Annotated in this window: 24 protein-coding genes, 2 tRNA genes and 1 other RNA gene; 8 read left to right on the top strand and 19 right to left on the bottom strand. The window is 76.0% G+C overall.

Going from position 1 to position 26,587, the window contains the following annotated elements; all coding sequences use genetic code 11:
- Positions 1–37: 37 nt before the first annotated feature.
- The gene (locus tag ACI781_RS11265) at positions 38–1,846 is read right to left on the bottom strand and encodes an ABC-F family ATP-binding cassette domain-containing protein (protein WP_456566187.1); all 1,809 of its coding nucleotides are present in this window, start codon (positions 1,844–1,846) and stop codon (positions 38–40) included.
- Positions 1,847–2,089: 243 nt separating this feature from the next.
- Here ACI781_RS11265 and ACI781_RS11260 point away from each other — a divergent pair, with 243 nt between their 5' ends.
- On the top strand, positions 2,090–2,878 hold the full coding sequence (locus ACI781_RS11260) for a hypothetical protein (protein WP_456566186.1): 789 nt from the start codon (positions 2,090–2,092) through the stop codon (positions 2,876–2,878).
- A 19-nt stretch (positions 2,879–2,897) separates the two neighbouring features.
- On the opposite strand, the gene ACI781_RS11255 is transcribed toward ACI781_RS11260, so the two are convergent.
- The gene (locus ACI781_RS11255) at positions 2,898–3,662 is read right to left on the bottom strand and encodes a class I SAM-dependent methyltransferase (protein WP_456566185.1); all 765 of its coding nucleotides are present in this window, start codon (positions 3,660–3,662) and stop codon (positions 2,898–2,900) included.
- Positions 3,655–4,686, bottom strand: coding sequence for a methylenetetrahydrofolate reductase C-terminal domain-containing protein (locus ACI781_RS11250; protein WP_456566184.1), 1,032 nt, complete (start codon positions 4,684–4,686; stop codon positions 3,655–3,657). Before ACI781_RS11250 ends, ACI781_RS11255 begins: the two co-directional genes overlap by 8 nt.
- Before the next feature lie 120 nt (positions 4,687–4,806).
- Between ACI781_RS11250 and ACI781_RS11245 the strand changes: the two genes are divergently transcribed.
- Genes ACI781_RS11245 through ACI781_RS11235 form a run of 3 tightly spaced genes read left to right on the top strand, consistent with a single transcriptional unit; the run spans position 4,807 to position 7,262 of the window.
- A complete protein-coding gene (locus tag ACI781_RS11245; protein WP_456566183.1) occupies positions 4,807–5,820 on the top strand; it encodes a pirin family protein in 1,014 nt (337 codons plus the stop codon).
- A gap of 10 nt (positions 5,821–5,830) precedes the next feature.
- Positions 5,831–6,799: a pirin family protein gene (locus tag ACI781_RS11240; protein WP_456566182.1), complete on the top strand. Its 969-nt coding sequence runs from the start codon at positions 5,831–5,833 to the stop codon at positions 6,797–6,799.
- 37 nt (positions 6,800–6,836) lie between these two features.
- On the top strand, positions 6,837–7,262 hold the full coding sequence (locus ACI781_RS11235) for a PPOX class F420-dependent oxidoreductase (RefSeq protein ID WP_456566181.1): 426 nt from the start codon (positions 6,837–6,839) through the stop codon (positions 7,260–7,262).
- Positions 7,263–7,265: 3 nt separating this feature from the next.
- On the opposite strand, the gene ACI781_RS11230 is transcribed toward ACI781_RS11235, so the two are convergent.
- Together ACI781_RS11230 and ACI781_RS11225 are read right to left on the bottom strand one after the other, a co-directional pair.
- Positions 7,266–8,027, bottom strand: a complete 762-nt coding sequence (locus ACI781_RS11230; protein WP_456566180.1) for a VOC family protein — start codon at positions 8,025–8,027, stop codon at positions 7,266–7,268.
- 363 nt (positions 8,028–8,390) lie between these two features.
- The gene (locus ACI781_RS11225) at positions 8,391–10,412 is read right to left on the bottom strand and encodes a TPM domain-containing protein (RefSeq protein ID WP_456566179.1); all 2,022 of its coding nucleotides are present in this window, start codon (positions 10,410–10,412) and stop codon (positions 8,391–8,393) included.
- 93 nt (positions 10,413–10,505) lie between these two features.
- Between ACI781_RS11225 and ACI781_RS11220 the strand changes: the two genes are divergently transcribed.
- Positions 10,506–10,865, top strand: coding sequence for a Rieske (2Fe-2S) protein (locus tag ACI781_RS11220; protein WP_456566178.1), 360 nt, complete (start codon positions 10,506–10,508; stop codon positions 10,863–10,865).
- Positions 10,866–10,975: 110 nt separating this feature from the next.
- Here the strand turns inward: ACI781_RS11220 and ACI781_RS11215 are convergent, their stop codons facing one another.
- The 9 genes from ACI781_RS11215 to ACI781_RS11175 all read right to left on the bottom strand — a co-directional run bounded on the left by ACI781_RS11215 (position 10,976) and on the right by ACI781_RS11175 (position 20,815).
- The gene (locus tag ACI781_RS11215) at positions 10,976–12,676 is read right to left on the bottom strand and encodes an ABC transporter ATP-binding protein (protein ID WP_456566177.1); all 1,701 of its coding nucleotides are present in this window, start codon (positions 12,674–12,676) and stop codon (positions 10,976–10,978) included.
- Positions 12,673–13,707 carry an ABC transporter permease gene (locus ACI781_RS11210; protein ID WP_456566176.1) on the bottom strand — a complete coding sequence of 345 codons (1,035 nt, stop codon included), beginning with the start codon at positions 13,705–13,707 and terminating at the stop codon, positions 12,673–12,675. The genes ACI781_RS11215 and ACI781_RS11210 overlap by 4 nt, the downstream gene beginning before the upstream one ends.
- Positions 13,707–14,813, bottom strand: coding sequence for an ABC transporter permease (locus ACI781_RS11205; protein ID WP_456566175.1), 1,107 nt, complete (start codon positions 14,811–14,813; stop codon positions 13,707–13,709). Before ACI781_RS11205 ends, ACI781_RS11210 begins: the two co-directional genes overlap by 1 nt.
- 100 nt (positions 14,814–14,913) lie before the next feature.
- Positions 14,914–16,560 (bottom strand): ABC transporter substrate-binding protein, encoded by a 1,647-nt coding sequence (locus tag ACI781_RS11200; protein ID WP_456566174.1) that lies wholly within the window; start codon positions 16,558–16,560, stop codon positions 14,914–14,916.
- Between the two features lie 179 nt (positions 16,561–16,739).
- The gene (gene recR / locus ACI781_RS11195) at positions 16,740–17,339 is read right to left on the bottom strand and encodes a recombination mediator RecR (RefSeq protein ID WP_456566173.1); all 600 of its coding nucleotides are present in this window, start codon (positions 17,337–17,339) and stop codon (positions 16,740–16,742) included.
- A 36-nt stretch (positions 17,340–17,375) separates the two neighbouring features.
- Positions 17,376–17,726 (bottom strand): YbaB/EbfC family nucleoid-associated protein, encoded by a 351-nt coding sequence (locus tag ACI781_RS11190; RefSeq protein ID WP_456566172.1) that lies wholly within the window; start codon positions 17,724–17,726, stop codon positions 17,376–17,378.
- An 83-nt stretch (positions 17,727–17,809) separates the two neighbouring features.
- The gene (locus ACI781_RS11185; protein ID WP_456566171.1) at positions 17,810–20,263 is read right to left on the bottom strand and encodes a DNA polymerase III subunit gamma and tau; all 2,454 of its coding nucleotides are present in this window, start codon (positions 20,261–20,263) and stop codon (positions 17,810–17,812) included.
- A 188-nt stretch (positions 20,264–20,451) separates the two neighbouring features.
- Positions 20,452–20,547, bottom strand: an RNA gene (ffs, locus tag ACI781_RS11180) — signal recognition particle sRNA small type.
- Between the two features lie 183 nt (positions 20,548–20,730).
- Positions 20,731–20,815, bottom strand: a tRNA-Ser gene (locus ACI781_RS11175).
- A gap of 196 nt (positions 20,816–21,011) precedes the next feature.
- On the opposite strand from ACI781_RS11175, the gene ACI781_RS11170 reads away from it, so the two are divergent.
- Together ACI781_RS11170 and ACI781_RS11165 are read left to right on the top strand one after the other, a co-directional pair.
- On the top strand, positions 21,012–21,356 hold the full coding sequence (locus ACI781_RS11170) for a hypothetical protein (RefSeq protein WP_456566170.1): 345 nt from the start codon (positions 21,012–21,014) through the stop codon (positions 21,354–21,356).
- Positions 21,357–21,393: 37 nt separating this feature from the next.
- On the top strand, positions 21,394–23,112 hold the full coding sequence (locus tag ACI781_RS11165) for a serine/threonine-protein kinase (protein ID WP_456566169.1): 1,719 nt from the start codon (positions 21,394–21,396) through the stop codon (positions 23,110–23,112).
- A gap of 67 nt (positions 23,113–23,179) precedes the next feature.
- On the opposite strand, the gene ACI781_RS11160 is transcribed toward ACI781_RS11165, so the two are convergent.
- The 5 genes from ACI781_RS11160 to ACI781_RS11140 all read right to left on the bottom strand — a co-directional run bounded on the left by ACI781_RS11160 (position 23,180) and on the right by ACI781_RS11140 (position 25,578).
- Positions 23,180–23,267, bottom strand: a tRNA-Ser gene (locus ACI781_RS11160).
- Positions 23,268–23,277: 10 nt separating this feature from the next.
- Complete coding sequence (locus tag ACI781_RS11155; RefSeq protein ID WP_456566168.1) at positions 23,278–23,769, bottom strand: nucleoside deaminase; 492 nt, start codon at positions 23,767–23,769, stop codon at positions 23,278–23,280.
- A complete protein-coding gene (locus tag ACI781_RS11150; protein WP_456566167.1) occupies positions 23,766–24,422 on the bottom strand; it encodes an HAD-IA family hydrolase in 657 nt (218 codons plus the stop codon). Before ACI781_RS11150 ends, ACI781_RS11155 begins: the two co-directional genes overlap by 4 nt.
- Positions 24,419–24,919: a tRNA adenosine deaminase-associated protein gene (locus ACI781_RS11145; protein WP_456566166.1), complete on the bottom strand. Its 501-nt coding sequence runs from the start codon at positions 24,917–24,919 to the stop codon at positions 24,419–24,421. Before ACI781_RS11145 ends, ACI781_RS11150 begins: the two co-directional genes overlap by 4 nt.
- A complete protein-coding gene (locus tag ACI781_RS11140; RefSeq protein WP_456566165.1) occupies positions 24,916–25,578 on the bottom strand; it encodes an O-methyltransferase in 663 nt (220 codons plus the stop codon). Before ACI781_RS11140 ends, ACI781_RS11145 begins: the two co-directional genes overlap by 4 nt.
- Before the next feature lie 55 nt (positions 25,579–25,633).
- Between ACI781_RS11140 and ACI781_RS11135 the strand changes: the two genes are divergently transcribed.
- Complete coding sequence (locus ACI781_RS11135) at positions 25,634–26,560, top strand: prephenate dehydrogenase/arogenate dehydrogenase family protein (RefSeq protein WP_456566164.1); 927 nt, start codon at positions 25,634–25,636, stop codon at positions 26,558–26,560.
- Positions 26,561–26,587 lie beyond the last annotated feature (27 nt).

Below are 26,587 nucleotides of genomic sequence, written 5' to 3'. Positions count from 1 at the left end.
ACCACGGTGGGCAGGGGCGGAGCCGCGCGCGGGTCGCTCAGCCCTCGGCGAGCTCCGCGGCCGCCAGCCAGTCGGTCTCGATCTGCTCCTTCTCGGCGAGCACGGCGCGCAGCTGCGCGTCGAGCTCGGCGGCCCGGCCGTAGTCGGTGGCCGCGGCGGCCAGCTGCTCGTGCAGCTTCCTCTCGTCGGCGTCGAGCTTGGCCAGCCGCCGCTCCAGGCGCGCGGCCTCCTTCTTCGCCGCCCGCGCGTCGGCCGCCGACACCGCCGGGGCGGCGGCCGGGGCCGGCGTCCCGGTCCCCGCGTGGCCGCCCGACAGCACCGCCTCGCCGGCCGCCCGCCGCGCGAGGTACTCCTCCACCCCGCCGGGCAGCGCGGCGATCGTGCCGTCGCCCATCAGCGCCACCACGGAGTCGCACACCCGGTCGACGAAGTACCGGTCGTGGCTGACCACCAGCACCGTCCCGGCGAAGGAGTCGAGCAGGTCCTCCAGCGCGGTGAGGGTGTCGATGTCCAGGTCGTTGGTCGGCTCGTCGAGGACCAGCACGTTCGGCTCGCCCATGAGCAGCCGCAGCAGCTGCAGCCGGCGGCGCTCGCCGCCGGAGAGGTCGCCCACCGGCGTCCACTGGCGCGACGCGGCGAAGCCGAAGCGCTCGGCCAGCGAGGACGCCGAGATCTCGGTGTTGCCGATCCGGGCCAGGCGCGCGACCTCCTGCACCGCCTCGAGCACCCGCAGCTTCGGCGGCAGCTCGGCGACGTGCTGGGACAGGTAGGCCGGCGCGACGGTCTGCCCCTGCACGACCCGGCCGGAGTCGGGCGCGACCTCGCCGAGCAGCATCCGCAGCAGCGTCGTCTTCCCTGCGCCGTTGACGCCGACGACGCCGATCCGGTCGCCGGGACCGACGTGCCAGGTGAGGTCGCGGAACAACGTCCGCGGGCCGGCCGGGGTCCGGACCGCGTAGCCGACGTCCTCGACGTCGAACACCGTCTTGCCGAGCCGGCGGGCGGCGAAGCCCTTCAGGGCCATGGTCTCGCGCGGCGGCGGCTCGTCGGCGATCAGCGCCTCGGCGGCCTCGATGCGGAACCGCGGCTTGCTGGTGCGCGCCGGCGGGCCGCGGCGCAGCCAGGCCAGCTCCTTGCGGACCAGGTTGAGTCGGCGCTCCTCGGTGACCGCCGCGATCCGCGCCCGCTCGGCCCGCGCCAGCGTGTACGCCGAGTAGCCGCCGTCGTAGGCGTGCACGTTCCCGTCGGCGACCTCCCACGTGGTCGTGCAGACCTCGTCGAGGAACCACCGGTCGTGGGTGACGACGAGCAGGCCGCCGCTGCGCCGCTTCACGTAGTCGGCGAGCCACGCGACCCCCTCGACGTCGAGGTGGTTGGTCGGCTCGTCGAGCACCAGCAGGTCCAGCGGGCGGATCAGCTGCGCGGCCAGCGCCACCCGGCGCCGCTCGCCGCCGGACATCGGGGCGACCGGGCTGTCCAGGCCGAGCCGGTCGAGTTCCAGCCCGGCCAGCACGCTGCGCACCGCGGGGTCGGCGGCCCACTCGTGCTCGGAGGCGAACCGCGACGCTGGCAGGACGACGTCGCGCACCGTCGTCCCCTCCGGGAGGGTGCCGGACTGGTCGAGCACCCCCATCGCCAGGTCGCCGCGGCGGGTGACCCGGCCGGAGTCGGGCTCCTCGACGCCGGTGAGGACCTCCAGCAGCGTCGTCTTCCCGCCGCCGTTGCGGCCGACGACCCCGATCCGCTCGCCGGCGGCGATGCCGAGGGAGACGTCGTCCAGCAGCACGGTCGTGCCGTGGGCCTTGGACACCCGCTCGAGGTTGACCAGGTTGAGGGGTGCGCTCATCGCCGCCAGTATCCCCGGCCCCCGCGTCCCGGCCGCCGGGGGACGGCTGCCCCTGTCCCCCGGGACACCCCGCCACGGAGGGTGACCGCGGGGTCCCGGGCGGTCCACCAGTCGGTCGCAAGGAGCGCGCAAGCGCCGCCCGGAGGCTCGAGGAGCACCGGCTCCCAGGACCGGCCCCCGACAGCGCACCACCCCGCACCACCCGGCACCGCATCCGGCACCACCCAGCACCAGGAGGACGACATGGCCCCCGCCACCGCCACCGCGCTCGACGAGCGCACGCTCCCCGTCGCCCTGCCGCGGCGGCGGGCGTCCGCCCGTCCGCACCTGGTCGCGGTCGCTCCCCCGCAGGCGCCGCCGGCGTCGGTGTGGTGGGCGCGGGTCGCCGACCGCGGGCCGGCCTCCCGCGAGCACTCGCTGGTCGCCGTCAACTCCGAGCGCTTCGCCGACGGCACGCCGGTGGACATGAGCGCCCTCGAGTCGCGCGGGCGCCGCCCGGCCGGCTGGCTGGTCGACCTCCGCTACCGCGCCACCGACGGCACCGTGCTGGCCATCGAGACCAGCGAGGCGCTGGCCGGCCTGTGCCCGCCGATGTGGTTCGCGGAGCTGCACCACGCGACCAGCGACATCCCGGCCTCGTCGCTGCTGGCCTTCACCGGCGACGCGTTCCGCCCCGGCACCGTGGTGACCCCGCGGGAGGTCGCGGCGGCCGGCGTGCGGATGACCGACCGGGTCGCCGAGATCCGCTGGTACACCCGCTCGGGCGTCGTCGACAGCGTGTCCGTGACCCCCGCCGTCCGCCGCCGCGGGGTGGCGTCGGTGCTGGTCACCGCGGCGGAGGCGCTCCGGGTGCTGCGCGGCTGGGCGCCGCTGCGCAGCGACGGCCGGCTCACCGACGCCGGTGCCGCCTGGCTGGACGCCGCCCCGCCGGCCTGGCGGTCGCGGCTGGCCGAGCGCGTCGAGGTGCTGCCCGACGAGGACCTGCCGGCCGGCCCGACCGGGGTCGCCCGCCTCCTGAAGGACTACGCCTAGCGGGTCCCGCCCGCGGGCGTCAGCCGGCGACGGCGATGCCGAGCCAGGGGACCAGCGCGCCGTCGGAGAGCAGCCGGCCCACCCGGCCCGACTGCTCCTGCGCCTCGGCCCACGCCGGGTCGTCCCCGTGCCGGCGTTCGACCTCCGCGTCGACGGCGTCGGCCCGCTGCGACCACTCCGGCGGGCTGTCGGAGAGGTCGGCCCGGCCGGTGCGCTCCAGCCGCAGGCCGGCGCCGGCCAGCAGGCCGGTGAGCTCCTCCTCGGACGGGAACACGTTCCCCTCCGGCAGCGGCGGCGGCAGCGGGCGGGCGGCCACGAAGACCAGCAGGCCCACCCGGCCGCCGTCGGTCACCACCCGGCGCAGCTCGGCGAGGGCGGCGGCCTTGTCCGGCGTCGTGCACAGCACCCCCAGGCACCAGGCGGCGTCGAACGCGGCGTCGGCGAAGGGCAGCGCCTGCGCGGGCGCCACGAGCGACGGGAGCCCGAACAGCCGCCGCGACGCCCGGGCCGCCTCGGCCATCGGCTCGGCGCAGACCGGCCGCACGCCGCGCTCGGCGGCCAGCCAGCCGGCCGGGCCGCCGACACCGGCCCCGTCGTCCAGCACGCGGCTGCCCGGGTGCAGCGCCAGCCCGTCGGCCAGCCACCGCAGCGCACCCTCGCTGCCGCTGCCCCGACACCCGGCCGGGACGGCGTGCTCCGGCCCCAGCGCCCGCACCGCCTCCTCGGTCCAGCCGGCGACCGTGCCGAACTCCGCCTCCATCGCCTCGTCGGCCAGCTCAGCCACCGCACTCCTCCCTGATCCGGGCCGCGACCTCGGCCTTGACCGCCGCCCCGTCGTCCTCCCCGGCCGCCGACGCCAGCCCGGACAGGTTCACCCCGACCACCCCGTCGATCGCCAGCAGCGCCCGCGCCTCGGCGACCGCGGCGGCGATGCCCGCCTCCCGCGGGTCGGGCGCGGCCAGCACCTCCTCGACCACGGCGTCGTCCAGGTGCAGCCCGGGGAAGCGCTGCAGCACCCGGGCCGAGCGCTCGTCGGTGTAGACGGCGACCGCGGCGACGAACGGCAGCGTGGCGCCGGCGGCGCGGGCGGCGGCGACGAACCGGGCGACGCCGGCGGGCGCGCGCACGTGGTTGAGCACGCACAGCCGCGCGCCGGCCCGCTGCTTCTGCGCCACCCGCGGGGGGCGCAGGTCCACCGGCGGCGCGGCCGGCGACTCCGGGACGGCGACGGTCAGCCCGGCCTCGGCGGCGAGCGCGGCCAGCCGGGGCCCGTCGACGTCGAAGACCTGGGTGGCGCCGGGGCGGACGCCGGGCCCGCGGGCGTCGCCGGTGACGCACAGGACGCCGTCCACCCCGAGCGCGGCCAGGCCGGCGACCTCCTGCTCGAGCACCACCCGGTTGCGGTCACGGCAGGCCAGCGTCGTCCAGACCCGGCCGCCGGCGGCGTGCACCTCGGCGGCGAACAGCGTGGGCGGGAGGTCGGGCCGGTTGGCGTGCTCGCCGACCAGGAGCCCGTCGGAGACGGGGCCGACGACGCCGACCACCCGGCGCAGCGACCCCGCGTCGTAGGGGACGACGGTGAGGTCGGTGAGCACGACCGGGCGGGTGCGGGCGGCGTCGAGGAGGCTGCCCGGGCGCGGCGGGTGCACGGGCGGCGGCGGGGCCGGCCAGGTCACCAGCGGCTGCCCGGCGAAGACGCAGCGGTGCTCGGCGACCTCGCAGCGCTCGTCCTGCCGCACCCCGCCGCAGGGGCCGAACACCATGCGCTTCGGGCAGCCCGGGCGGGGCGGCAGGTCGGCGAGCGGCACGCCCCCCAGCCTGCTGATCCCGCGGCACTTCCGCGCGCGGAGGGGCTCCGGGAACATCCGGGGCATCGGAGGCGCTAGGGTGCCCACAGGTAGTTGAGTTCTCAACTCAAGGAGACCGAGATGCCCGCCATCACCGTCGAGGACACCACTGTCCTGCCCCGCGTCCCCGCGCCCGCCCCCGGGACGGTGCGCCGCCGCGTCCGCTCGGTGACCACCGCGCCGTCCGGCTTCGAGGGCGAGGGCTTCCCGGTCCGCCGGGCGTTCGCCGGGGTGGACCTGAAGGACCTGGACCCGTTCATCCACATGGACCAGATGGGCGAGGTCGAGTACGCGCCGGGCGAGCCGAAGGGCACCGCCTGGCACCCGCACCGCGGCTTCGAGACCGTCACCTACATCATCGACGGCACCTTCGAGCACGCCGACTCCCACGGCGGGGGCGGCACGATCAGCAACGGCGACACCCAGTGGATGACCGCCGGCGGCGGCGTCCTGCACATCGAGAAGCCCCCGGAGCACCTGGTCGTCAGCGGCGGCCTGTTCCACGGCCTGCAGCTGTGGGTGAACCTGCCGCGGGCGCAGAAGTGGGTCGAGCCGCGCTACCAGGACCTGCGGGCCGACGAGTCGGTGCTGCTGGCCAGCCCGGACGCCGGCGCCTTCCTCCGGGTCATCGCGGGAGAGATCTCGGACGCCAGCCGCTCCGTGGTCTACGAGGGCCCCGGGTCGACGTACAGCCCGATGGCGATGGTGCACGCGACGATCGCGCCCGGGGCGACGCTCGAGCTGCCGTGGCGGCCGGACTTCAACGCGCTGGTCTACGTGCTCTCGGGTGCCGGGTCGGTCGGGCCCGACGGGCAGCCGGTCCGCACCGGCCAGCTCGCCGTCTTCGGGCCCGGCGACACGATCACCGTCAGCGGCGCCCAGCAGCAGGAGTCGCGCACGCCGGCGCTCGACGTCGTCGTCCTGGGCGGGCTGCCGATCCGGGAGCCGATCGCGATGTACGGGCCGTTCGTGATGAACACCCGGCAGGAGGTCATGGACGCCTTCACCGACTTCCAGGCCGGCCGGCTGGGCTCGATCCCCGCGCAGCGCGTCCCGCACGCCGACGTGGTGGGCGAGACCGGCCAGCAGGAGTAGGACTGGCGCCATGAGCAACACCGACCGCCGTCCGCCCGCCCGGGAACTGGGCGGGCGGGCGGCGACCCCCGCCGGACCGGTGCTCGAGCTCCTGCCGGCCAAGGAGGTGCTGCTGGGCGAGAGCACCCGGGTGCGCCGGCTGCTGCCCACCCTCGGCCGGCGGATGGTCGGCGCGTGGGCGTTCGTGGACCACTACGGCCCGGACGACGTCGCCGGTGGACCGGGCATGCAGGTCGCCCCGCACCCGCACACCGGGCTGCAGACGGTGTCGTGGCTGCTGCAGGGGCGGGTGCACCACCGCGACTCGCTCGGCAGCGACGTCGAGTTCGGGCCGGGCGAGCTCGCGCTGATGACCGCCGGCCACGGGATCTCCCACTCCGAGCAGTCACCCGTGCAGCACCCGCGGTACCTGCACGGCGCCCAGCTGTGGGTCGCCCTGCCCGACGCCGCCCGGGACACCGCGCCCGCCTTCGAGCACCACGCGACCCTGCCCGGGTTCACCTCCGACGGGCTGACGGCGACCGTGCTGATGGGCTCGGTCGGCGGGGCGACCTCGCCGGGCACCGCGCACAGCCCGCTGCTCGGCGTCGACCTGGACCTGGCCGCCGGTGCCGACGTCGAGCTCCCGCTGGAACCGGACTTCGAGCACGCCGTGCTCGGCGCCTCCGGCGGGGCGGACGTCGAGGGCGCGCCGCTGGGCCACGGGCAGATGCTCTACCTGGGCACCGGCCGGCAGAGCGTCCGGATCCGCGCCGAGCGGCCGGTGCGGCTGCTGCTGCTCGGCGGGGAGCCGTTCGAGGAGCAGCTGGTCATGTGGTGGAACTTCGTCGGCCGCACGGGCGAGGAGATCACCACCTTCGCCGAGCAGTGGAACGCCGACGACGGCCGGTTCGGCACCGTGGTGGGCTACGACGGCGACCGGCTGCTCGCCCCGTCGCTGCCGCCGGTGCCCCTGCGCCCGCGCGGCCGGGAACGCTGAGGCCTCCCCTCCCCCGCCCGACCCGAAGGAGCACGGCATGACCGTCGACCCCCGGTTCCTCGAGTTCGTCGCCGGCCGGCGGTGGGGCGTGCTGGCCACCGTCAAGCGCGACGGCCGCCCGCAGCTGTCCAACGTCGGCTACGCCTACGACCCGGCGCAGCAGCTGGTCCGGGTGTCGGTGACCGCGGACCGTGCCAAGACCCGCAACCTCGAGCGCGATCCGCGGGTCACGCTGCACGTCTCCTCCGACGACTTCTGGACCTGGGCGGCGCTCGAGGGCACCGCCGAGCTGACCCCGGTCGCCACCGACCCGCACGACGCCACCGTCGAGGAGCTCGTCGCCTACTACCGCGGGATCAGCGGTGAGCACGAGGACTGGGACGACTACCGCGCCGCGATGGTGCGCGACCGCCGGCTCGTCGTCCGCTTCCGCCCCGAGCACGCCTACGGCCAGGTCGGCTAGGACTCACTCCTCGGGCGCCACCTCCATCACCGAGAACGCCGCCCCCCACGGGTCGGCGACGACGGCGAACCGGCCGAACTCGGTGTCCTCCGCGGGGCGCAGCACGGAGCCGCCTCCGGCCTGCACCGTGGCGACCGCCGCGTCGGTGGAGTCGACGGCGAAGCAGACCGTCCAGCCGGTGGGCAGGCCGGGCTGGACGGGCCCCAGCCCGCCGAGCGGCCGCTCACCGGTCGCGAACGTGGCGTAGCCGCCCATCTCCGGGATCTCGTCGAAGCGGAAGCCGAAGACCCGGGAGTAGAAGCCCTGCGCCGCGGCGAGGTCCTCGACGGCCGCCTCCTCCCAGGTGAGCGACCCGTGCTCGTTGAACACCCGCACGCCGGTGTGCTCGCCGGACCGCCACAGCCCGAAGCCGTGCCCCTGCGGGTCGAGCGCGATGGCCATGGTGCCCAGCGGCCCGACCTCCATGGGCTCGACGACGACCGTGCCGCCCGCCTCCCGGATCGCCGCGGCCGTGGCCGCCGCGTCGTCGGTGGCGAAGTAGACCGTCCAGCTCGGCGGGTCGACGTCGTTGCCCAGCGGTGCCATCCCGGCCGCCGGGGCCCCGTTGCGGTGGGCGTTCAGGTACCCGCCGTACTCCGGGTCCCCACCGGACCAGGTCCAGCCGAACAGGGACCCGTAGAACTCCCGGGCCTCGTCGACGTCCCGGGCGCCGTAGTCGAGCCAGCACGGGGTCCCGGCCGGCCAGGCGGTGTTCCGAGTGGGCATCGCTCCTCCTCTGGTGTGGGGGAGGTCACGATGGCAGGGGGCTGCGACGGTTTCCAGGGGGCAGGCCGTCCGCGCATGGTCGGCGACGCGTGGCCGGCGACCGCCGGTCTGTCGGGGCGACCGCCGCGCTACAGCGCGGCAGTCACCCCCGTACTCCGGCACTGCCCCCGAGCCGCGGGGACGCCACCGCGCCGTCCTCCCGCCCGATGCCCCGAAGCACCTGCGACTGCCGCGTCGTCGGGGCGACCGCCGCGCTGCGGCGCGGCAGTCGCCCCCGTACCGCGGCACCGCCCGCGCGCGGGGTGACGGCGGGCGGCGGACGGTGGCGCGGCGGACGACGCAGGCGGCGTGTGGGACCGCGGACTAGAAGCTGCCGCCGCCGGTCCGCCGACCGCCCCCGCCACCGGACCCGCCGCCGGAGCGGCGCCCCGAGCCGCCGAAGGAGCCGCCGCGGCGGTACCCACCGCCACCGCCCCCTCCGAAGAGGATGCCGCCGAGCACCAGGCTGCCGATGTCCGGTCCGCGTCCGTAGCCGGGCCCGGCGAAGCCGCCGCCTCCGAAGCCCCCGCCGTAGCCCGGTCCTCCGTAGCCGCCACCGCCGAAGCCACCGCCGTAGCCGGAGTTCCAGGAGGACACGTCCGCCTGCGCCCGCTGCAGCGCCTGGTCGGCCATCGCGTCGGCCTGCTGCGCCTCCTGCAGGGCGCCGACAGGGTCGGTGCGCCCCAGCCGGGCCGCGGCGTCCAGGTGCCGCTCGGCCTCCGCCAACCGGGTACGGGCCTCGGGCCCGACGGCGCCGCGGCGGGTGGCGATGAAGTCCCCGGCCGCGGCGATCGTGGACCTGGCGTTGAGCAGCGCCTGGTCCAGCGACGCGGCGGCCCGGCGCGCGCGGGTCTGGGCGTCCCGGGCGACCCCGAGGGCCTGCTCCAGGGCGACGTCGGCCTCCTCCAGCCGGCGCAGCGCGGTGAACGGGTCGGGCAGCGCACCCCCGGCCTCGTCCGCCGCCGCGAGCGCCGCCTCGGCCCGGGCGATCTGCGGCTGCAGCCCGCTGCGGTCGCCGGACGCGACGAGCGCACGGGCCTCGGCGAGGTCCTGCTCGGTGTCGGCGCGGACGGCAGGGATGCGCTGCACCGCCGCCTCGAGGTCGGCGGCGAGCCGCCCGATGGCGTCGAGCAGCTGACCGGTCTGCACCGCGGCGTCCTCGGCGGCCCGCAGGTCACCGACCGCCGCGCCGGTGGCGCCGGAGTCCAGCGCCGTGCGCGCCTCGGCGACCTCCTTCTCCGCCGCGGCGAGCCGGGCGCGGGCCTGCTCCAGGTTGTCGGCCACGGGCGCGAGAGCGGCGGGGCTGTACCGCCGCTGCAGCTCGGCCATCCGCTGCGCGTCGGCGGGCAGCCGACCGTGCAGCGCGGTGATCCGCGGGGCGAGCGCCTCCAGCGCCTGCGGGGCGTTCTTCTCCAGGTCCCGCAGTTGGTCGAAGGCCTCGGCCTGCGCGTCGAGGCGGGCGTCGGCGGCCGCGGTCAGCTGCAGCATCTCGGCGAGCATGGCCCGGGTGGTGGGCTCGTCCTCCGGGATCTCGTCGTCGAGCTGCTGCCGCAGCGTGAACGCCCGGGTGAGCTCCTGCCGGGACTGCGCGAGGGCCTCGGCGAAACCGGTGACGGCGTCCTCGCCGTACTGCAGGCGGGCGAAGTCGAGGTCCAGCTGCGAGGTCTTGACCGCCTCGTCGAGCTCCAGCAGCGCGGTGCTGGCCTGCGCCTGCAGCTGCTCGGTCGGCACGCCGGCGTGCGGGTCGTGGCGCTCCAGCCGCTTCACCGGCGGGGCCGCCGCCCCGCGCCGGCGCGAGCGCAGGACGAGGTAGGCGCCGCCACCGAGGACCGCCAGGCTCCCGACGACCGCCAGCGCGCCCAGGCCGCCGCCCCCTCCGCCGCCGACGGCGTCGCGGAGCCCGTCGGCGAAGGCGACCGCCCCGGCCGCCCAGTCACCGTCGCGGAACTCCGGCTTCACGTCCGATGCGGCGAAGTCCTCCACCTCGTCGACGGTGACGTCCACGCTGTCGCCGAGCGCGTAGCCGAACTCGCGCTCGTCGACGGCGACGGCGAACAGCACGTCGGTGTCGTCGAGGCCCGATCGCGCCGCGGTCTGGTCGGCCCACTGCTGCCGGGTGAGGCCGTCCCAGGTGTCGACGAACACCACCCGGAGCTCGACGCCCTCGTCGGTCTCCAGCCGGTCGACCGCCTCCTGGACGTCGGCCTCGCCGGAGTCGGAGAGGACCCCGGCGCGGTCGTCGACCTGCCCGACGACGTCGACCGGCGGCTCGGCGAGCGCGGCCGGCCCGGTCAGGACCACCGCCCCGGTGACGGCGAGGACGGCGGAGAACCGGCGGAGCAGCACGCCGTCGACCCTACCGACGGCGGGCGGTCTGGGACGGCCACGAGCGGGTAGGGGCGCACCCACCGTCCGGTACACGACCGAGTTGGAGACGACATGTCTGACGCGCCCGACCGCATCCCCGCCGCCGACCTGCCCTCCGGTGCGGTGCGGCGCGCGGGCGACTGGGCGGTGGGCAACCGCGGCGTCGCCTACTTCGCCGTCTCCCGCCGCTGCCGCCACCAGCTGGCCGACCTGTCGCAGGGGTCGGTCGACGCCGAGGGCTGCCTGGTCTGCCCCTGGCACCAGTCCCGCTACGACGTCCGCACCGGGGAGATGGTGAGCGGGCCGCGGGGCTTCCTCGGCTACCACGGCCCCACCCCGGGCTACACCCAGTTCGTCCGGGGCTACGCGAAGCACCTCAAGCTGCGCGTCCGCCGGGCCCTGCGCCGCGGCGACGACGTCGTCCTGGAGTAGCCAGGTATGGGAAGCCATCCCCACGTCGGCGCGCGCGACACGTGGGGATGGCTTCCCATACCTCAGGGGCGGCTGCCTCAGGGGCGGATGCCTCAGGGAGCCGGCCGGGCTCAGGCCAGCGACCGCCACGTCTCCCGGCGGGTCGCCTGCTCGTCGGGATCGGGCACCGGCAGCGAGGCCAGCAGCCGCTGCGTGTACGGGTGCTGCGGGGCCCCGAGCACCTGCTCGCCGGTGCCCTCCTCGACCAGCTTCCCCCGGTAGAGCACCGCGATCCGGTCGGCCAGCAGGTCGACGACGGCGAGGTCGTGGCTGATGAACAGGCAGGCGAAGCCGAGCTCCCGCTGCAGCTCGTCGAACAGGTCGAGCACGCGGGCCTGCACCGACACGTCGAGGGCGGACGTCGGCTCGTCGGCGATGAGCAGCTCCGGGCCGAGCGCCAGCGCCCGGGCGAGGCTGGCGCGCTGGCGCTGACCTCCGGAGAGCTCGTGCGGGAACCGGTCCCCGAACGACCGCGGCAGCTGGACGGCCTCCAGCAGCTCGTCCACCCGGCCGCGGGCGGCGTCGGCGTCGCCGGACCGGCCGTGCACGACCAGCGGCTCGGCCACCGCCTGGGCGATGGTGAGCAGCGGGTTGAAGCTCGACGCCGGGTCCTGGAAGACGAAGCCGATCCGCTCGCGCACCGGGCGGAACCGCTTCTCCCTCACCCCGTTCATCTCGGTGCCCAGCACCGACAGCGAGCCGCCGGTGACCTTGGTCAGGCCGGCGATGGCCCGCCCGATCGTCGTCTTGCCGCTGCCGCTCTCGCCGACCAGGCCGAGCACCTCGCCGGGCCGGATGGCGAAGCTGACGCCGTCCACCGCGGTGAAGTCCGGCTTGCGCAGGCGCCCGGGGTAGACGATCCGCAGGTCCCGCGCCTCGACCACCGGGGCGCCCGACGCCCAGCCCTCCGGCCGGGCGGCGGCGCGCTCGGCGGTGCGGGCCCGGCCCTGCCCCAGCCGCGGCACCGACCCCAGCAGCTGCTTCGTGTACTCCTCGCGCGGCGCGGAGAACAACGTCCGGACGTCTGCCTGCTCGACCAGCTGCCCCTGGTACATGACCGCCACCCGGTCGGCGAGGTCGGCGACGACGCCCATGTTGTGGGTGATGAGCACGATCGCGGCGCCGAACTCGTCGCGGCAGCGGCGCAGCAGGTCGAGGATCTCGGCCTGCACGGTGACGTCGAGGGCCGTCGTCGGCTCGTCGGCGATGATCACGCCGGGGTCGAGGACGAGCGCCTGGGCGATGACGATGCGCTGCTTCTGCCCGCCGGAGAACTGGTGCGGGTAGTGGTCGATCCGCGTCTCCGGCTCGGGGATGCCGACCCGCCGCAGGACGTCGATCGCCTTCTCCCGGGCCTCCGCGCGGGAGTAGCCGCCGTGCGCCCGCAGGCCCTCGATGATCTGCCAGCCGACCTTGTAGACCGGGTTGAGCGAGGTCGACGGCTCCTGGAACACCATCGCCGCGTCGCGACCCCGCACGTCGCCGAGGTCGGACCGCTTCAGGGTGACGACGTCGTGGCTGCTGCTGCCGTCCTTGCGGGTGAGCAGCACCGCCCCGCGCGTGGTGGCCGTCTCCGGCAGCAGGCCGAGGATGCTGCGGGCGGTCACGGTCTTTCCGCTGCCGCTCTCCCCGACGATGGCCAGCACCTCGCCGGCGCCGACCTCCAGGGACACGTCCTGGACGGCGACCACGCGGCCGGCGTCGGTGGCGAAGGTGACCGACAGGTCCCGGATGTCCACGACCGGACCGGTCGCCTGGGTGCTCTCGCTCATCGCGTCTCCTCGATCCCCGCCAGTCCGCCCGGACCCGCGCCGAGCGTGCCGCCCGGCACCACCGTCACCTCGCCGGTCTCCCCGGCCTCGGCGGCGCGACGGCTGCGCAGCCGCGGGTCGGCCAGGTCGTTGAGGCTCTCGCCGACCAGCGTCAGGCCGAGCACGACGAGCACGATCGCCAGGCCCGGGAAGATCGACGTCCACCAGATGCCGCTGGTGACGTCCGACAGCGCCCGGTTGAGGTCGAAGCCCCACTCGGCGCCCGAGGTCGGCTCGATGCCGAAGCCGAGGAAGCCCAGGCCGGCCAGCGTGAGGATCGCCTCGGAGGCGTTCAGCGTGAGGATCAGCGGCAGCGTGCGGGTGGCGTTGCGCAGCACGTGGCGGGTCATGATCCGCCAGTGCCCGGCGCCGATGACCTTGGCCGACTCGACGTAGGCCTCGGCCTTGATCCGCACCGCCTCGGCGCGCACGACCCGGAAGTACTGCGGGATGTAGATGACGGTGATGGCGATCGCCGCCGCCATGATCCCGCCCCACAGGCTGGACTGGCCGCCGCTGATCACGATCGCGGTGACGATGGCCAGCAGCAGCGGGGGGAAGGCGTACACCGCGTCGGAGACGACGACGAGCACCCGGTCCAGCCAGCCGCCGAAGTAGCCCGAGACCAGGCCCAGCAGCACGCCGACGAATATCGACAGCACGATGCCGACGACGATCACGCCCAGCGCCGTCCGGGTGCCGTAGATGACGCGCGACAGCACGTCGTAGCCGCCCACCGTGGTGCCCAGCCAGTGCTCCCCCGACAGGGACTGCTGCGCGCCGAACGGGCCGTCGGCGTCGCGCAGCTGGTCGTAGCCGTAGGGCGCGAGCAGGTCCGCCAGCGCCGCCGTCAGCAGGAACAGGCCGGTCAGCACGAGCCCGGCGACGAGCATGCCGCGCTGCAGCCCGACGGACTGCGTGAGCTGGCGGACCACGGGCAGGCCGCGGCGGCGGCGGACCGGGGTCGCCGCGGTGGCTCCGGAGCCGGTCATCAGTACCTCACCCGGGGGTCGATCAGGGCGGCGATGACGTCCACGACGAAGTTGGTCACCGCGACGACGACCGCGAGCAGCACCACCATGCCCTGGACGGCGACGAAGTCGCGGGCCTGCAGGAACTCCGACAGCTGGAAGCCCAGCCCGCGCCACTCGAAGGTGGTCTCGGTGAGCACCGCGCCGCCGAGCAGCACGGCGATCTGCAGCCCGATGACGGTGACGATCGGGATGAGCGCCGGCCGGTAGGCGTGCTTGCGCAGCAGCCGCCGCTCGCTGACGCCGCGCGAGCGCGCCGCCTCGACGTAGCCCATGCCCAGCGTGCCGATGACGTTGGTGCGCACCAGGCGCAGGAACACCCCGGCGGTCAGCAGCCCCAGGGCGATGCCGGGGAGGACGGCGTGCTCGAGCACGTCGCGGACGACCTCGCCGTTGCCCGTCCGGATCGCGTCGATCAGGTAGATCCCCGTCGGGGAGTCCAGCGAGGTCTGCATGAGGATCTCGCTGCGGGTGGAGGCGCGGCCGTTCGCCGGCAGCCAGCCCAGCCCGCTGGAGAAGACCAGCTTGAGGATCATCCCGGCGAAGAACACCGGGGTCGCGTAGCAGAGGATCGCGAAGACGCGCAGGACGGCGTCGGGCCAGCGGTCGCGCGCGTAGGCGGCGAGGCGGCCCAGCGGGATGCCGACGACGAACGCGACGAGCAGCGCGTAGAACGCGAGCTCGAGGGTGGCGGCGCCGTAGTCGGCGAGCACCGTGGTGACCGGCTGGTTGGTCGACGACGTCGTCCCGAAGTCCAGGCGCACCAGGTCGCCCAGGTACTCCAGGTACTGGGTGAACAGCGGCCGGTCGTAGCCGGCCTCGCGCACGCGCCGGGCCAGCTCCTCGGGACCGAGGCGGCCGCCCAGTGCGGCGGTGATGGGGTCACCGGTCGTCCGCATGAGGAAGAAGACCGTCGTCACCAGGATGAAGACGGTCGGGAAGATCAGCAGGAAGCGGACCGCGATGTAGCTGCCCAGCCCGCCACCGGCGCGCCGCCGGCGCGTCGGTGGAGCGGCCTCGGGGGCGGCGGCCGGCTCGCCGGCCAGCTCGGGAGTCGTGGTGGTCATGTCTCCTGCTCGTCCACGGGTGCGGCGGGGCCGCACATGGGGAGGCCCCGGGTGACCTCCACGAGGAGGACCACCCGGGGCCGGGTACCACTGCCTGCCGTCAGGACCGCTCGAGTGCCCCGTAGCGGAACTTGAACGAGGGGTCGAGGGTGTCTCCGGCACCCGTCACGCCGGTGCGGACGACGGCGATCTGCGCACCCTGCAGGTAGGGCAGGGTGGAGAGGTCGGCGGCGACCAGGTCCTGGACCTGCTCGATCATGGCCGTCCGCTGCGCCTCGTCCGGCGTGGCCAGCTGCTGCAGGATCATGTCGTTGACCTGCTGGTTGTCGTAGTGGTTGCTGAGGAAGTTCTCCGTGAGGAAGAACGGCGTCAGGTAGTTGTCGGCGTCGGAGTAGTCCGGGAACCAGCCCAGCTGGTAGGCGGGGTAGGTGTCGGCGACCCGCTGCTCGGAGTACTGCGTCCACTCCGTGGTCTGCAGGTCGACGGTGAACAGCCCGGTCGACTCCAGCTGGTCCTTGATCAGCGCGTACTCGTCACCCGAGGACGGGCCGTAGTGGTCGTTGGAGTACTGCAGCGACAGCTGCACCGGGGTCTGCACGCCGGCCTCCTGCAGGACCTGCGCGGCGCGGTCCGCGTCCGGCCCGCCCTGGCCGTCGCCGTAGAGGCCCTTCAGGGACTCGGTGGCGCCGGTGAGCCCGTCGGCGACGTAGGAGTACAGCGGGGTGTAGGTGCCCTTGTAGACCTGGTCGGCGATCTCCTGGCGGTCGATCAGGTGGGCCATGGCCTGCCGGACGGCGAGGGCCTTGGCCGGGTCGGCGTCGGACGTGGTCGCGCCGAAGGGCTGGGTGTTGAAGTTGAAGACGATGTAGCGGATCTCGCCGCCGGGCCCGTCGACGACCTCGACGTCGTCGTTGCCGCGCAGGTCCTCGACGTCGGTCGCGGTCAGGCTGCGGTAGGCGACGTCCACGTCACCGGACTCGATGTCCAGCTTGAGGTTCGGGGACTCCGCGTAGTAGCGGACGTTGATCGAACCGGTCTTCGGCGCGCCGAGCAGCCCCTGGTAGTCGGGGTTGGCCTCGTACGAGATCAGGTCGTTGATCTCGTAGCTGGTGATGACGTACGGGCCGGCGAAGGCGTTGCCGGACACGATCTCGTCGTCGGGGGTCAGCGAGTCGGCCGAGAAGACCTCCTCGTCGACGATCGGGCCCACGGGGCTCGACAGCACCTGCGGGAACGTCTGGTCGTCGGGCTGCTTCAGCGTGAACACGACGGTGGTGTCGTCCGGCGTGGCGATGCTGTCGAGGTTGGCCAGCAGCGAGGCGGGGCCGTTCGGGTCGGCGATGGCGACCTGGCGGTCGAACGTGAACTTGACGTCCGAGGAGGTCAGCTCGTGGCCGTTGGCGAACGTCAGGCCCGACTTCAGCGTCACGGTGTACTCGGTCGGCGAGGTGAACTCGGCCGACTCGGCGATGTCCGGCTCGACGTCGGGGCTGCCCAGCGGGGTGTTGAGCAGGAACGGGTAGACCTGGTTCATCACGGCGAAGGAGCCGTTGTCGTACGAACCGGCCGGGTCGATCGTGGTGATCTTGTCGGTCGTGCCGATGATCAGCGCGTCGCCGCCACCGCCACCGCCACCGGAGCCGCTGTCATCGCTGCCGCCGCCGCAGGCGGCGAGGGCGAGCGCGGTCACCGCGATGCCTGCCGTGGCCACGTGCGCGCGCCGGCCACTGCGTCCCAGGGGGGTCATCCACTACCTCGATCTCAGAAGCGGTCGCTCGCTGCGGGGAACGCCAGGCGAACGCCACGGAAACAGTACCTACTGATGAGTAGCACACCCGTCCCACTCCCTGGGAAGAGTGCGCCCCACATGGTTACCCGACCGTGTCTCGCGCGCGAGCTGACGCCGGCGGGGCGGCGGGCCGCGTCCTAGGCGTCGATGCGGCGGCGGCCCTCGAAGGCGCGGCCGAGGGTGACCTCGTCGGCGTACTCCAGGTCGCCGCCGACCGGCAGGCCGCTGGCCAGCCGGGAGACCGCGAGCCCCATGGGCGCCACCAGCCGGGCCAGGTAGGCGGCGGTCGCCTCGCCCTCGAGGTTGGGGTCGGTGGCGATGATCAGCTCGGTGACCTGGCCGTTCATCAGCCGGGTCATCAGCTCCTTGACCCGCAGGTCGTCGGGCCCGACGCCCTCGATGGGGCTGATCGCGCCGCCCAGCACGTGGTAGCGGCCGCGGAACTCCCGGGTGCGCTCGATGGCGACGACGTCCTTGGGCTCCTCGACGACGCAGATGACGTCCTCGGTCCGCCGCGGGTCGCGGCAGATCCGGCACTGCTCACCCTCGGCGACGTTGAAGCAGGTCACGCAGAACCGGACCTCCGCCTGGACCCGCTGGAGCGCGGCGACCAGCCGGCCGACGTCGGCGGACTCGGCCGCCAGCAGGTGGAAGGCGATGCGCTGCGCGCTCTTGGGCCCGACGCCGGGCAGGCGGCCGAGCTCGTCGATGAGGTCCTGGACGGCCCCCTCGTACACGGGTGACTCCCCTGTCGTCCTGTACGGGCTGCCGGCTCAGGCGCCGGGCAGCCCCAGCCCGCCACCGAGACCCCCGCCGCCGAGGCCCCCGGCGAGGGGGCCCATCCGGCTGGCGGCCAGCTCGTTGGCGGCGCGGCCGGCGTCGCGGACGGCGGCGACGACCAGGTCCTGCAGGGTCTCCAGGTCGTCGGGGTCGACGGCGGCGGGCGCGATCGTGACGCCGGTCAGCTCACCGCTGCCGGTCATCGTGGCGGTGACCAGGCCGCCCCCGGCCGAGCCGGTGACCTCCTCGCGGGCGAGCTGCTCCTGCGCAGCGACCAGCTGCTGCTGCATCTGCTGGGCCTGCTGCATGAGCTGCTGCAGGTCGGGGGCGCCTCCGGGGAACATGCCCCGAGCCTAGGCCCGCCCGGGGACGGACGCGGGGCGCTGCGCCGGACGCGCGCCGCCCGTCCGCCCGGCGGCGACGGCGGTCACTCGTCGATGGGCCGGGCGCCGAGCTGGGAGCGCAGCAGCTGCAGCGCCGCCTGCTCCGGGTCCACGACGGGCTCCGGTGGGCGGTCGCTGGAGGCCTCGGCGGCGCGCTCGGCCATGAGCTCGCGCGCCTCGGCGGCCTCGGCGGCGCGCTGCGCCTCCTGTGCGGCCTCCCGGTCGGGCCCGGCGGACCGGCCGCCGCCGGCAGGGCGCGCCGCCCCCTCCACGACCGCCTGGACCTTCCACCGCACGCCGAGCAGCTCGTGGAGCGCCGTGCGGACGACCTCCTGGTTGAGGTCGTCGCCCAGCATCTTGGCCAGCGCCGGCGAGGTCATCGCCAGGTGCAGGGTGCCGCCGGACAGCTCGTGCACCTGGGCCGACTTGAGCAGCGCCTCCGTCGTGCGCTTGTGCTTGCGGACGACGGCCAGCAGCTCCGGCCAGACCCGCCGGACGTCGGCGGTGGTGAGGTCGCCGTCGGCGGCGTCGGCCCCGCCGCCCGTGCCGGACGGGCTCCCCTCCGGGTTGGCCGACACCAGCGGGGTGGGCTCCCCGCCGCGCGGCGCGGGCGTGGACTCCGCGGCGGCGCGGGCCGGCGCCTCCTCGCGGGGTGCGCCCACCCGCGCGGCCGCGGCCCGGGCGGCGGCCGGCTCCGCGGGGTGCGGCCAGTCCTCGTCGTCGGTCGGCTCGGGCGGCAGCGGGATGTCCGGCTCACCGGTGGCCACCCGCGGCCGCCGCGCCTCCGGCTCGGGGGCCGCCGGGCTCGGGGTGGTCGCGGGGGCCGCCGCGGGTGGGGTCGGCGCGGCGGGGGCGGGCGCGGCCGCGGGCGTGCGGGCCCCCGAGCCGGGCTGCACCGTCTCCGGCCAGTCGTCGTCGGCCGCGGAGGCGGGGGTGCTCGCCGGGGCAGCGGGCTCGGTCACCTCGGCCGCGGGGCGGCTCGGCGGAGTCGCGGGGGCCGCGGCGGGAGCCGGGGCGGGCACGGCGGGAGCCGGGGCGGGCGCAGCGGGAGCCGGGGCGGGCGCAGCGGGAGCCGGGGCGGGCGCGGCGGGAGCCGGGGCGGGCGCAGCGGGAGCCGGGGAGGCCGCCCCTGCCTGCGAGGGGCGGACGAACTCCCGCCGGGGCCCGGACGGCGTCGCGGCGGCGGCCGGGGCCTGCTCCCGCGGCGCCTCGGCGGCCGGCCGGGCAGGGGTCTCGCGCACCGGGGTCTCGCGCACCGGGGCCTCGCGGACGGGGGTCTCGCGGGGAGGGGCCTCCCGCACTGCCTCGCCCGCGGGGCGGCCGGCGTGCTCGCCCGCGATCGACATCCGCCGCTCGAGGCGCTCCAGGCGCTGGAGGGTCGCGGCGGCCGCGTCGTCGGTGCCGGGCAGCAGCATGCGGGCGCAGACGAGCTCGAGCAGCAGGCGGGGCGCCGTCGTCCCGCGCATCTCGGTGAGGCCGGCGTGCACCGTGTCGGCCATCCGCGACAGCGTCGCCGAGCCCAGCGCCCGGGCCTGGGAGGTCATCAGGTCCAGCCGGTCGGGCGGGCAGTCGAGCAGGCCGTTGCCGCCGGCGTCGGGCACCGCGTCGAGCACGATGAGGTCGCGCAGCCGGTCGAGCAGGTCGGTGGCGAACCGCCGCGGGTCGTGCCCCGCCTCCACCACCCGGTCGACGGCGCGGAAGACACCGGGGGCGTCGGAGGCGGCGAGGGCGTCGATCGTCTCGTCGAGCAGCGCGTCGTCGGTGACGCCGAGCAGGCCCACCGCCGAGGCGTAGGTGACGCCCTCGGGGCCGGCGCCGGCCAGCAACTGGTCGAGGATCGACAGCGAGTCGCGGACCGACCCGCCGCCGGCCCGCACCACCAGCGGGAACACGGTCGGCTCGACCGTGACCCCCTCGGCCGCGCACGTCTTCTCGAGCAGCCCGCGCAGCGTCGACGGCGGCACGAGCCGGAACGGGTAGTGGTGGGTGCGCGAGCGGATGGTGGGCAGCACCTTGTCCGGCTCGGTCGTGGCGAAGACGAAGACGAGGAACTCCGGCGGCTCCTCGACCACCTTGAGCAGGGCGTTGAAGCCCTGCGAGGTGACCATGTGCGCCTCGTCGATGATGTAGACCTTGAAGCGGCTGCTCACCGGCGCGAAGAACGCGCGTTCCCGCAGGTCGCGGGCGTCGTCGACACCGCCGTGGCTGGCCGCGTCGATCTCGATGACGTCGAGCGAGCCGGGGCCGTCGGGCGCCAGGGCGACGCAGGAGCCGCACACGCCGCACGGCGTCGCGGTGGGGCCCTGCTCACAGTTCAGCGACCGGGCCAGGATCCGCGCCGACGAGGTCTTCCCGCAGCCGCGCGGCCCGCTGAAGAGGTAGGCGTGGTTGATCCGGCCCGCCTCCACCGCGTTCACCAGCGGGGCGGTGACGTGCTCCTGCCCGACCACCTCGGCGAAGGTCGCCGGGCGGTACTTCCGGTAGAGCGCCAGAGCCACGCGGCGAGGTTACGTGGCGGCACCGACGACCCGTGCGGCTCGCCGGGCGGCCGCCGTGCCGGGCCGGGGACGGGCGGCCAGCGGGCCCGCTCCGCGGGGGGGGTCCACCGCGGTGCGGCCGCGATCCCGCCCGGACCGTGGGGAGGGCGCCCGCAGACCGGGCCGCCGGGGACCGCGGGACCCGGGAAAGCAGGGACCCCCCGCGCACCCGCCAGAGCCCGCTTATCCTTGCTGCCTTCCGGCCCTGGGGAGGTTCACAGGATGACGCCACACGAGGGGTCGGGACCCACTGTAGTGGACGCCGGCGCGGCCGCCGCGCCCCCCACGCCCGCCGGCACGACGCTCCCGGCCCGGCGCGCCGCGCGGCCCTGAGCCCTGAGCCGCTGCCCGGTCGGGCCGGCGCGCGCGCCGGGCCCCGAGACGGCGACAGGGCCCCCGGCTTCGTGCCGGGGACCCTGTCGTGAGCGCGGAGGATGGGAGATTCGAACTCCCGAGGGGTTGCCCCCAACCCGCTTTCCAAGCGAGCGCCATAGGCCACTAGGCGAATCCTCCAGGCGCCTCCAGACTACCGGGCCCGCCCGCGGTGGTCAGCCGCGGCTCTCCGCAGCCGTCGCGGAACGGTCGCATGGCAGGCTCTCCGCTGCGCTCCGGGCGACGGTTGAGCACCGGGCGCGTGGGCATGGGAGGCCGGAGGGGCCGGACGGCGGCCCTCCCGGAGCGGACAGCCGGAGAAGGGGAGGCGCGCGGGATGAGCGCAGCGGAGCCACGGCCGGAGGTCGTCGACGCGATCGTCGCGGTGCTCAAGGGCGCCGACCCGGCGAGCCTGCCGGCGGGCGCGACGGCGGAGGAGAAGGCGGCGGCCAAGGACCGCTACCTCACCGAGTTCGCCGCCGAGCGCAGCAAGCGGGACCGGCAGACCCAGGCGTGGGAGCTGCTGCTGACCCGCAGCTACGACGAGCCGCCCACCTGGGCGACGCTCTTCGACGACCTGGCGCCCGACGCGGTGGAGGAGCTGGGCACGCTCTACGACGCCCTGCCCGCCGGGGCCCAGGAGGAGTACGCCCGCCGGTTCGGCGTGCCCAGCACCGTCTGACCCCGGCGACCGGAGTGGGGCCGGGCAGGGGCCAGCGGTGGAGGTGATCGGGGCCGGACACCTCGTCGCGGGGCGCTACCGGCTGCTCGGGCAGATCGCCGGCGGGGGCATGGGCACGGTCTGGCGCGCCCACGACGAGCTGCTGGGCCGGACGGTCGCGGTGAAGCAGGTCGTGCCGCCGCCGGGCGCCGACCAGGAACTGGTCGACCAGCAGCGCCAGCGGGCGCTGCGCGAGGGCCGGATCGCCGCCCGGCTGAGCCACCCGCACGCCATCTCGGTGTACGACGTCGCGACCGACGGCGGGCAGCCGTGGCTGGTGATGGAGTACCTGCCCTCCCGCAGCCTCGCCCAGGTGCTGCACGAGGACGGCCCGCTCGGCCCCGAGCCGGTCGCGCAGATCGGCGCCCAGGTGGCCGACGCGCTGGCCGCCACGCACGCGGCGGGGATCGTGCACCGCGACGTCAAGCCGGCCAACGTGCTGGTCGGCCGGGGCGGCGACGTCGAGGGCCTGGTCAAGATCACCGACTTCGGCATCTCGCACGCCAGCGGCGACGTCACGCTCACCCAGACCGGCCAGATCACCGGCACGCCGGCGTTCCTCGCGCCGGAGGTCGCGCAGGGCGCGGAGATGAGCGAGGCCAGCGACGTCTTCTCCCTCGGCGCCACGCTCTACACGTGCCTGGAGGGCGAGCCGCCGTTCGGCATGGACGACAACGCCCTGCGCCTGCTGCACCGTGTCGCCGGCGGGGGCGCGCGGCCGCCCTCGCGGGCGGGCTCCCTGTCGGCGCCGCTGGTCGCGATGCTGGCCGACGACCCGGCCGCGCGACCGACGATGCCGCAGGTGCGGGACCGCCTGGCCCGCCTCGCCGCCGGCCGCGACGGCGACCCGACGACGGTGCTGCTGGCCCGCACCGACCTGCGGCCGGCACCCGGTCGTGCGCGCACGGAGTCCCTGCCCGCCGGCGGCGCGCCGGTCACCCCGCCGGTCCCGGCGCCGGCCTCCCCGACGCCACCGCCCCCGGCCGCGGCCCCGGACCCGAGCCCGGCCCCGGCTCCGGCTCCGGCTCCGGGACCGGAGTCGAGGCGGGACACCGAGCCGGCGGGCCCGCCACGGCCCCCGGACACCCCGCGGCCGGGCCTGCCCCGCGTCGTCCCCACCCGGCGTCGGCGCCTGCCGCTGCTGCTCGCCGGCCTGGTCCTGCTGCTGCTCGTCGGCGGAGGGGTCGCCTGGCTGGCCGCCACCTCCGGCGGGGACGGCGACGACGCCGCCGGGCCCAGCACCTCCGCCCCCGCGCCGTCCTCGTCGGCGGACCCGACCGCGGAGACCCCGGCGACCGGCAGCACCGGGGCCGGCAGCACGGGGGCGGAACCGAGCCCGCCGGAGGAGGGGTCCCCGTCGACGGACGAGCCGCCGCCGACGGCGCAGCCGCCGGCAGCGGACGCCGACGTCGAGGTCCGGGAGACGCTCGGCCGCTACTACGACCTGCTGCCCCGCGACACCGAGGCCGCCTACGCGATGACCGGCCCGTCGCTGCGCGCGCAGGTCTCCTACGACTCGTACGCCGGGTTCTTCGGCACCTGGTCGGAGGTGGGCCTGCTCGACGTCCGGGACGTCACCGTGGACGGCGACCGGGTCACCGCGACCACCGAGGTGCGGTTCACCCGGCCCGGGGAGCAGCAGGTCGAGACGCACGCGGTGACGTTCGTGCGCGGCGGGGACGGCGGGCTGCTGGTCGACCTGGACGTGGCGGCCTGAGCCCAGCAACGGCGACGGCGGCGCCCGCCCGGGACCTGACCCGGGTGGGCGCCGCCGTCGGCACCGCTGGCGGTGGCGGTGGGATTTGAACCCACGGAGGCTTGCACCTCACCCGCTTTCGAGGCGGGACCCTTCGGCCGCTCGGACACGCCACCGCCGAAGAGACTACAGGGCCCTCCGGGCGCGGAAGAACGCGCGTAGCAGCGTGGCGGACTCCTGGGCCCGGATCCCTCCGGTGACCAGCGGCCGGTGGTTGAGCCGCCGGTCGCGCAGCACGTCCCAGAGCGACCCGGCGGCGCCGGCCTTGGGGTCCTCGGCCCCGTAGGCGACGGCGGCGACCCGTGCCAGGACGGCCGCGCCGGCGCACATCGTGCACGGCTCGAGGGTCACCACCAGGGTCGCGCCGGTCAGCCGCCAGCCGTCGCCGACGACCGGCGCCGCGGCCCGCAGCGCGAGCACCTCGGCGTGCGCGGTCGGGTCGCCGCGCTTCTCCCGCTCGTTGGCCGCCTCGGCGAGGACCGCGCCGTCCGGCCCGAGGACGACGGCGCCGATGGGCGTGTCCCCCCACCCGACCGCCGCGGCGGCCAGCTCGAGGGCGCGGCCCATGGCGGCGTCGAGCACGTCCGCGCCGAGGACCCCGCCGCCGGCCCCGGTCACCGCGCCGGGCCGGTCAGGTCCAGCCCGACCAGGTCGGACAGCTCGCGCAGCGCCACGGCCGGGTCGACGACCTTGATCGTGTGCATGCCCAGGGCCCGGGCGGGCTTGAGGTTGATGCCCAGGTCGTCGAGGTAGGCGCAGTCGTCCGCGGCGACCGGGCGGCCGATCGCCTCCGACAGCCGGTCCAGCGTGCGCCGGTAGATCTCGGGCTCGGGCTTGCGCACCCCCTCGACCGAGGACTCCACGATCGCGTCGAAGTAGCCGAGCACGTCCCCGAGCCGGCCGGTGCGCTCCATCGGCGCGACGTTGTTGGACACCATCGCCAGCGGCAGCCCCGCCTCCCGCAGCGTGGCCAGGGCCGCCAGCATCGCCGGCCGGAGCTCCCCGGCGAGCGCCGCCAGCACCCGGCGGGCGTCCAGGCGGTGCCCGGCGGCCAGCGCCTCGGCCTCGAACACCGCGCAGAACCCGTCGGTGTCCAGCTCGCCGCGCTCGTAGCGGGCCCAGGCGTTGCGGTCGGGATCGGTGCTGTTCAGCTGCCGGATCAGCCCGTCGGGCACCCCGATCTCCGCCTCGTACGCGGCGAAGGCGGTCATCGGGCTCTCGGTGAGGACGCCGCCGAGGTCGAACACGACGGCGGTCGCGCGGGGGCTCACGACCGCACCGCCGCGGCCAGCTCGTCGGCGAAGCCCAGCCGGCCGGCGATGCGGTCGACCATCTCGTCGGCCCACAGGTCGTCGGCGGTGACGATCGGCCGCAGCTCGTCGGCCGGCAGCCCGAAGTCGGCCAGGACGTCGAGGTCGCCGGCCGGCCAGCCGGTCTCGTCGTCGTCGAAGGCGCCGTCGGTGTCGACCGCGATTCCGTAGCGCTCGACGACCTCGCTGGCCAGCAGCCACTCCTGCATCGTCGCGTCGGAGATGAACGCCCGGACCATGCCGCCCGGGCCGTGCCGCAGGACGACGAAGTACAGGCGCGAGTCCACGACCACCACGAACGGCCCCGGCCACTCCCCCGGGTCGCCGAGGGCGCGCTCGAGCACGGGCAGCTCGTCGCCGGCGTCCGCGGCCAGCAGCTGCACCTGCCACCGGCCGTCCGCCCGGCCCACCCGGACGGCGAAGCTCATCGGGCCGGTGTACTCCGGGGTGGCGCTCACCGGCGGCGCAGCATCGTCAGGCCGTCGGCCAGCGGCAGCAGCACGGTCTCCCAGCGGGCGTCGGCGGCCAGCGCCGCGTTCAGCTCCGCGATGGCGCGGTCGTCGTCGGTGGCGGGCTCCAGCACCCGGCCGCCGCGCAGCGTGTTGTCCAGCAGGACCACCCCGTTCTCCCGCATCCGCGGGTGCAGTTCCTCGACGTAGGCCGCGTACCCGGTCTTGTCGGCGTCGACGAAGGCGAGGTCGAACGCCGGCTCGGCCGGGAGCGCGCGCAGGCTGTCCAGCGCCGGGCCCAGGCGGAGCTCGACGCGGTCGCCGACGCCCGCACGGTCCCAGTAGCGCCGGGCGACGGCCGTCCAGTCCGCGCTCACGTCCAGGCACAGCAGCCGCCCCTCCTCGGGCAGTCCGCGGGCGATGGCGAGCGCGGAGAGCCCGGTGAAGGTGCCGATCTCCACCGCGTCCCGCGCCCCGAGGGCCCGGGTGAGCAGCTGCATGAACGCGGCCTGGTCGACGCCGATCTGCAGGGTGGGCGACGCCTCGCCGCGCTCGGCCATCGCCGCGGTCTCGGCGACGAGGTCGCTGACGACGTCGTCCGGGGCCTCGCTGCCGGCGCGGACGTAGTCGGCCAGCTGCGGGCTCAGGAGGAAGGAACGCGGGGTCACGGCACGCGGGGGTGGAGGAGCGGGTGGGTCAGCGGGTGGGTCATAGCCTCTGATCATGGCCGACGCCGCGTTCCCGGTGCCCACGATGCCCGCACCCCCGGTGGGGGTGGTCGGGCTCGGCCAGCTGGGAGGGTCCCTGGCCGCGGCGCTCGTCGCCGCCGGGCGGGAGGTCACCGGCTGGGACGTCGACCCGGCCGCCCGCGCCGCTGCCGAGGGGCGCGGCGTCCGCATCGGGACCGAGCTGACCGGCGTCGTCGTCCTCGCCGTGCCCCTGCCGGCGATGACCGCCGCGCTGGACGGGCTGGCGATCGACCCCGCGGCCACGGTCACCGACGTCGGGTCGGTGAAGCTGCCGGTCCTGGAGACCGTCGGCGCCGCGTTCGGGTCCCGCTTCGTCGGCGGTCACCCGATGTGCGGCACCGAGCGGTCGGGGCACGAGGCCACCGACCCGGAGCTGTTCCGCGGGGCGCGCTGGGCGGTGGGCCTGGAGCGCGGCACCGAGCTGCCCCGGTGGCTGCGGGTGGCGGAGGTGGCGCTGGACGCCGGCGCCGAGGTGGTGCCCGTGACGGCCGCCGAGCACGACGACGCCGTCGCCGCGATCAGCCACGTGCCGCACCTGCTGGCCGCGGCGCTGTCGGCCGCGGCGGCCCAGGCCGGCCCGCTCGCGCTCTCCCTGGCCGCCGGCAGCTTCCGCGACGGCACCCGGGTCGCCGGCAGCGACCCGGCGCTGGTGACGGCGATGGTCGAGGGCAACGCCGGCCCGACCGCCGCCGCGCTGGCCCGCGTGCTGGAGCAGCTGGCGCGGCCGTGGCCGGAGCTGGTGGCCGCCGGGCACGCCGTGCGGGGCGCGGTCCCCGCGGGGCGGCGGGGGGTCCGGGTGCCGCTGGACCGCTCGGCGCTGCTGGCCCTGGGCCGCGCCGGCGGGGCGGTCACCCGGCGGCTGGCCGCCTTCGTCGAGGGCTGGGTGCCCGACCCGGCGTGACCGTTTCCCCGGCGGGGCCGGCGGGCA

The organism is Blastococcus sp. SYSU D00695 (genome assembly GCF_054050555.1).
The sequence above is the reverse complement of the archived record's forward strand: the minus strand, read 5'-3'. Positions and strand labels throughout refer to the sequence as shown.

What these genes read in the sequence shown, in the direction of transcription:
- ACI781_RS11265 (WP_456566187.1), bottom strand. Translation starts at nt 1,846, where the DNA reads ATGAGCGCACCCCTCAACCTGGTCAACCTCGAGCGGGTGTCCAAGGCC.
- ACI781_RS11260 (WP_456566186.1), top strand. Translation starts at nt 2,090, where the DNA reads ATGGCCCCCGCCACCGCCACCGCGCTCGACGAGCGCACGCTCCCCGTC.
- ACI781_RS11245 (WP_456566183.1), top strand. Translation starts at nt 4,807, where the DNA reads ATGCCCGCCATCACCGTCGAGGACACCACTGTCCTGCCCCGCGTCCCC.
- ACI781_RS11240 (WP_456566182.1), top strand. Translation starts at nt 5,831, where the DNA reads ATGAGCAACACCGACCGCCGTCCGCCCGCCCGGGAACTGGGCGGGCGG.
- ACI781_RS11235 (WP_456566181.1), top strand. Translation starts at nt 6,837, where the DNA reads ATGACCGTCGACCCCCGGTTCCTCGAGTTCGTCGCCGGCCGGCGGTGG.
- ACI781_RS11230 (WP_456566180.1), bottom strand. Translation starts at nt 8,027, where the DNA reads ATGCCCACTCGGAACACCGCCTGGCCGGCCGGGACCCCGTGCTGGCTC.
- ACI781_RS11220 (WP_456566178.1), top strand. Translation starts at nt 10,506, where the DNA reads ATGTCTGACGCGCCCGACCGCATCCCCGCCGCCGACCTGCCCTCCGGT.
- ACI781_RS11215 (WP_456566177.1), bottom strand. Translation starts at nt 12,676, where the DNA reads ATGAGCGAGAGCACCCAGGCGACCGGTCCGGTCGTGGACATCCGGGAC.
- ACI781_RS11210 (WP_456566176.1), bottom strand. Translation starts at nt 13,707, where the DNA reads ATGACCGGCTCCGGAGCCACCGCGGCGACCCCGGTCCGCCGCCGCCGC.
- ACI781_RS11205 (WP_456566175.1), bottom strand. Translation starts at nt 14,813, where the DNA reads ATGACCACCACGACTCCCGAGCTGGCCGGCGAGCCGGCCGCCGCCCCC.
- ACI781_RS11200 (WP_456566174.1), bottom strand. Translation starts at nt 16,560, where the DNA reads ATGACCCCCCTGGGACGCAGTGGCCGGCGCGCGCACGTGGCCACGGCA.
- ACI781_RS11190 (WP_456566172.1), bottom strand. Translation starts at nt 17,726, where the DNA reads ATGTTCCCCGGAGGCGCCCCCGACCTGCAGCAGCTCATGCAGCAGGCC.
- ACI781_RS11170 (WP_456566170.1), top strand. Translation starts at nt 21,012, where the DNA reads ATGAGCGCAGCGGAGCCACGGCCGGAGGTCGTCGACGCGATCGTCGCG.
- ACI781_RS11135 (WP_456566164.1), top strand. Translation starts at nt 25,634, where the DNA reads ATGGCCGACGCCGCGTTCCCGGTGCCCACGATGCCCGCACCCCCGGTG.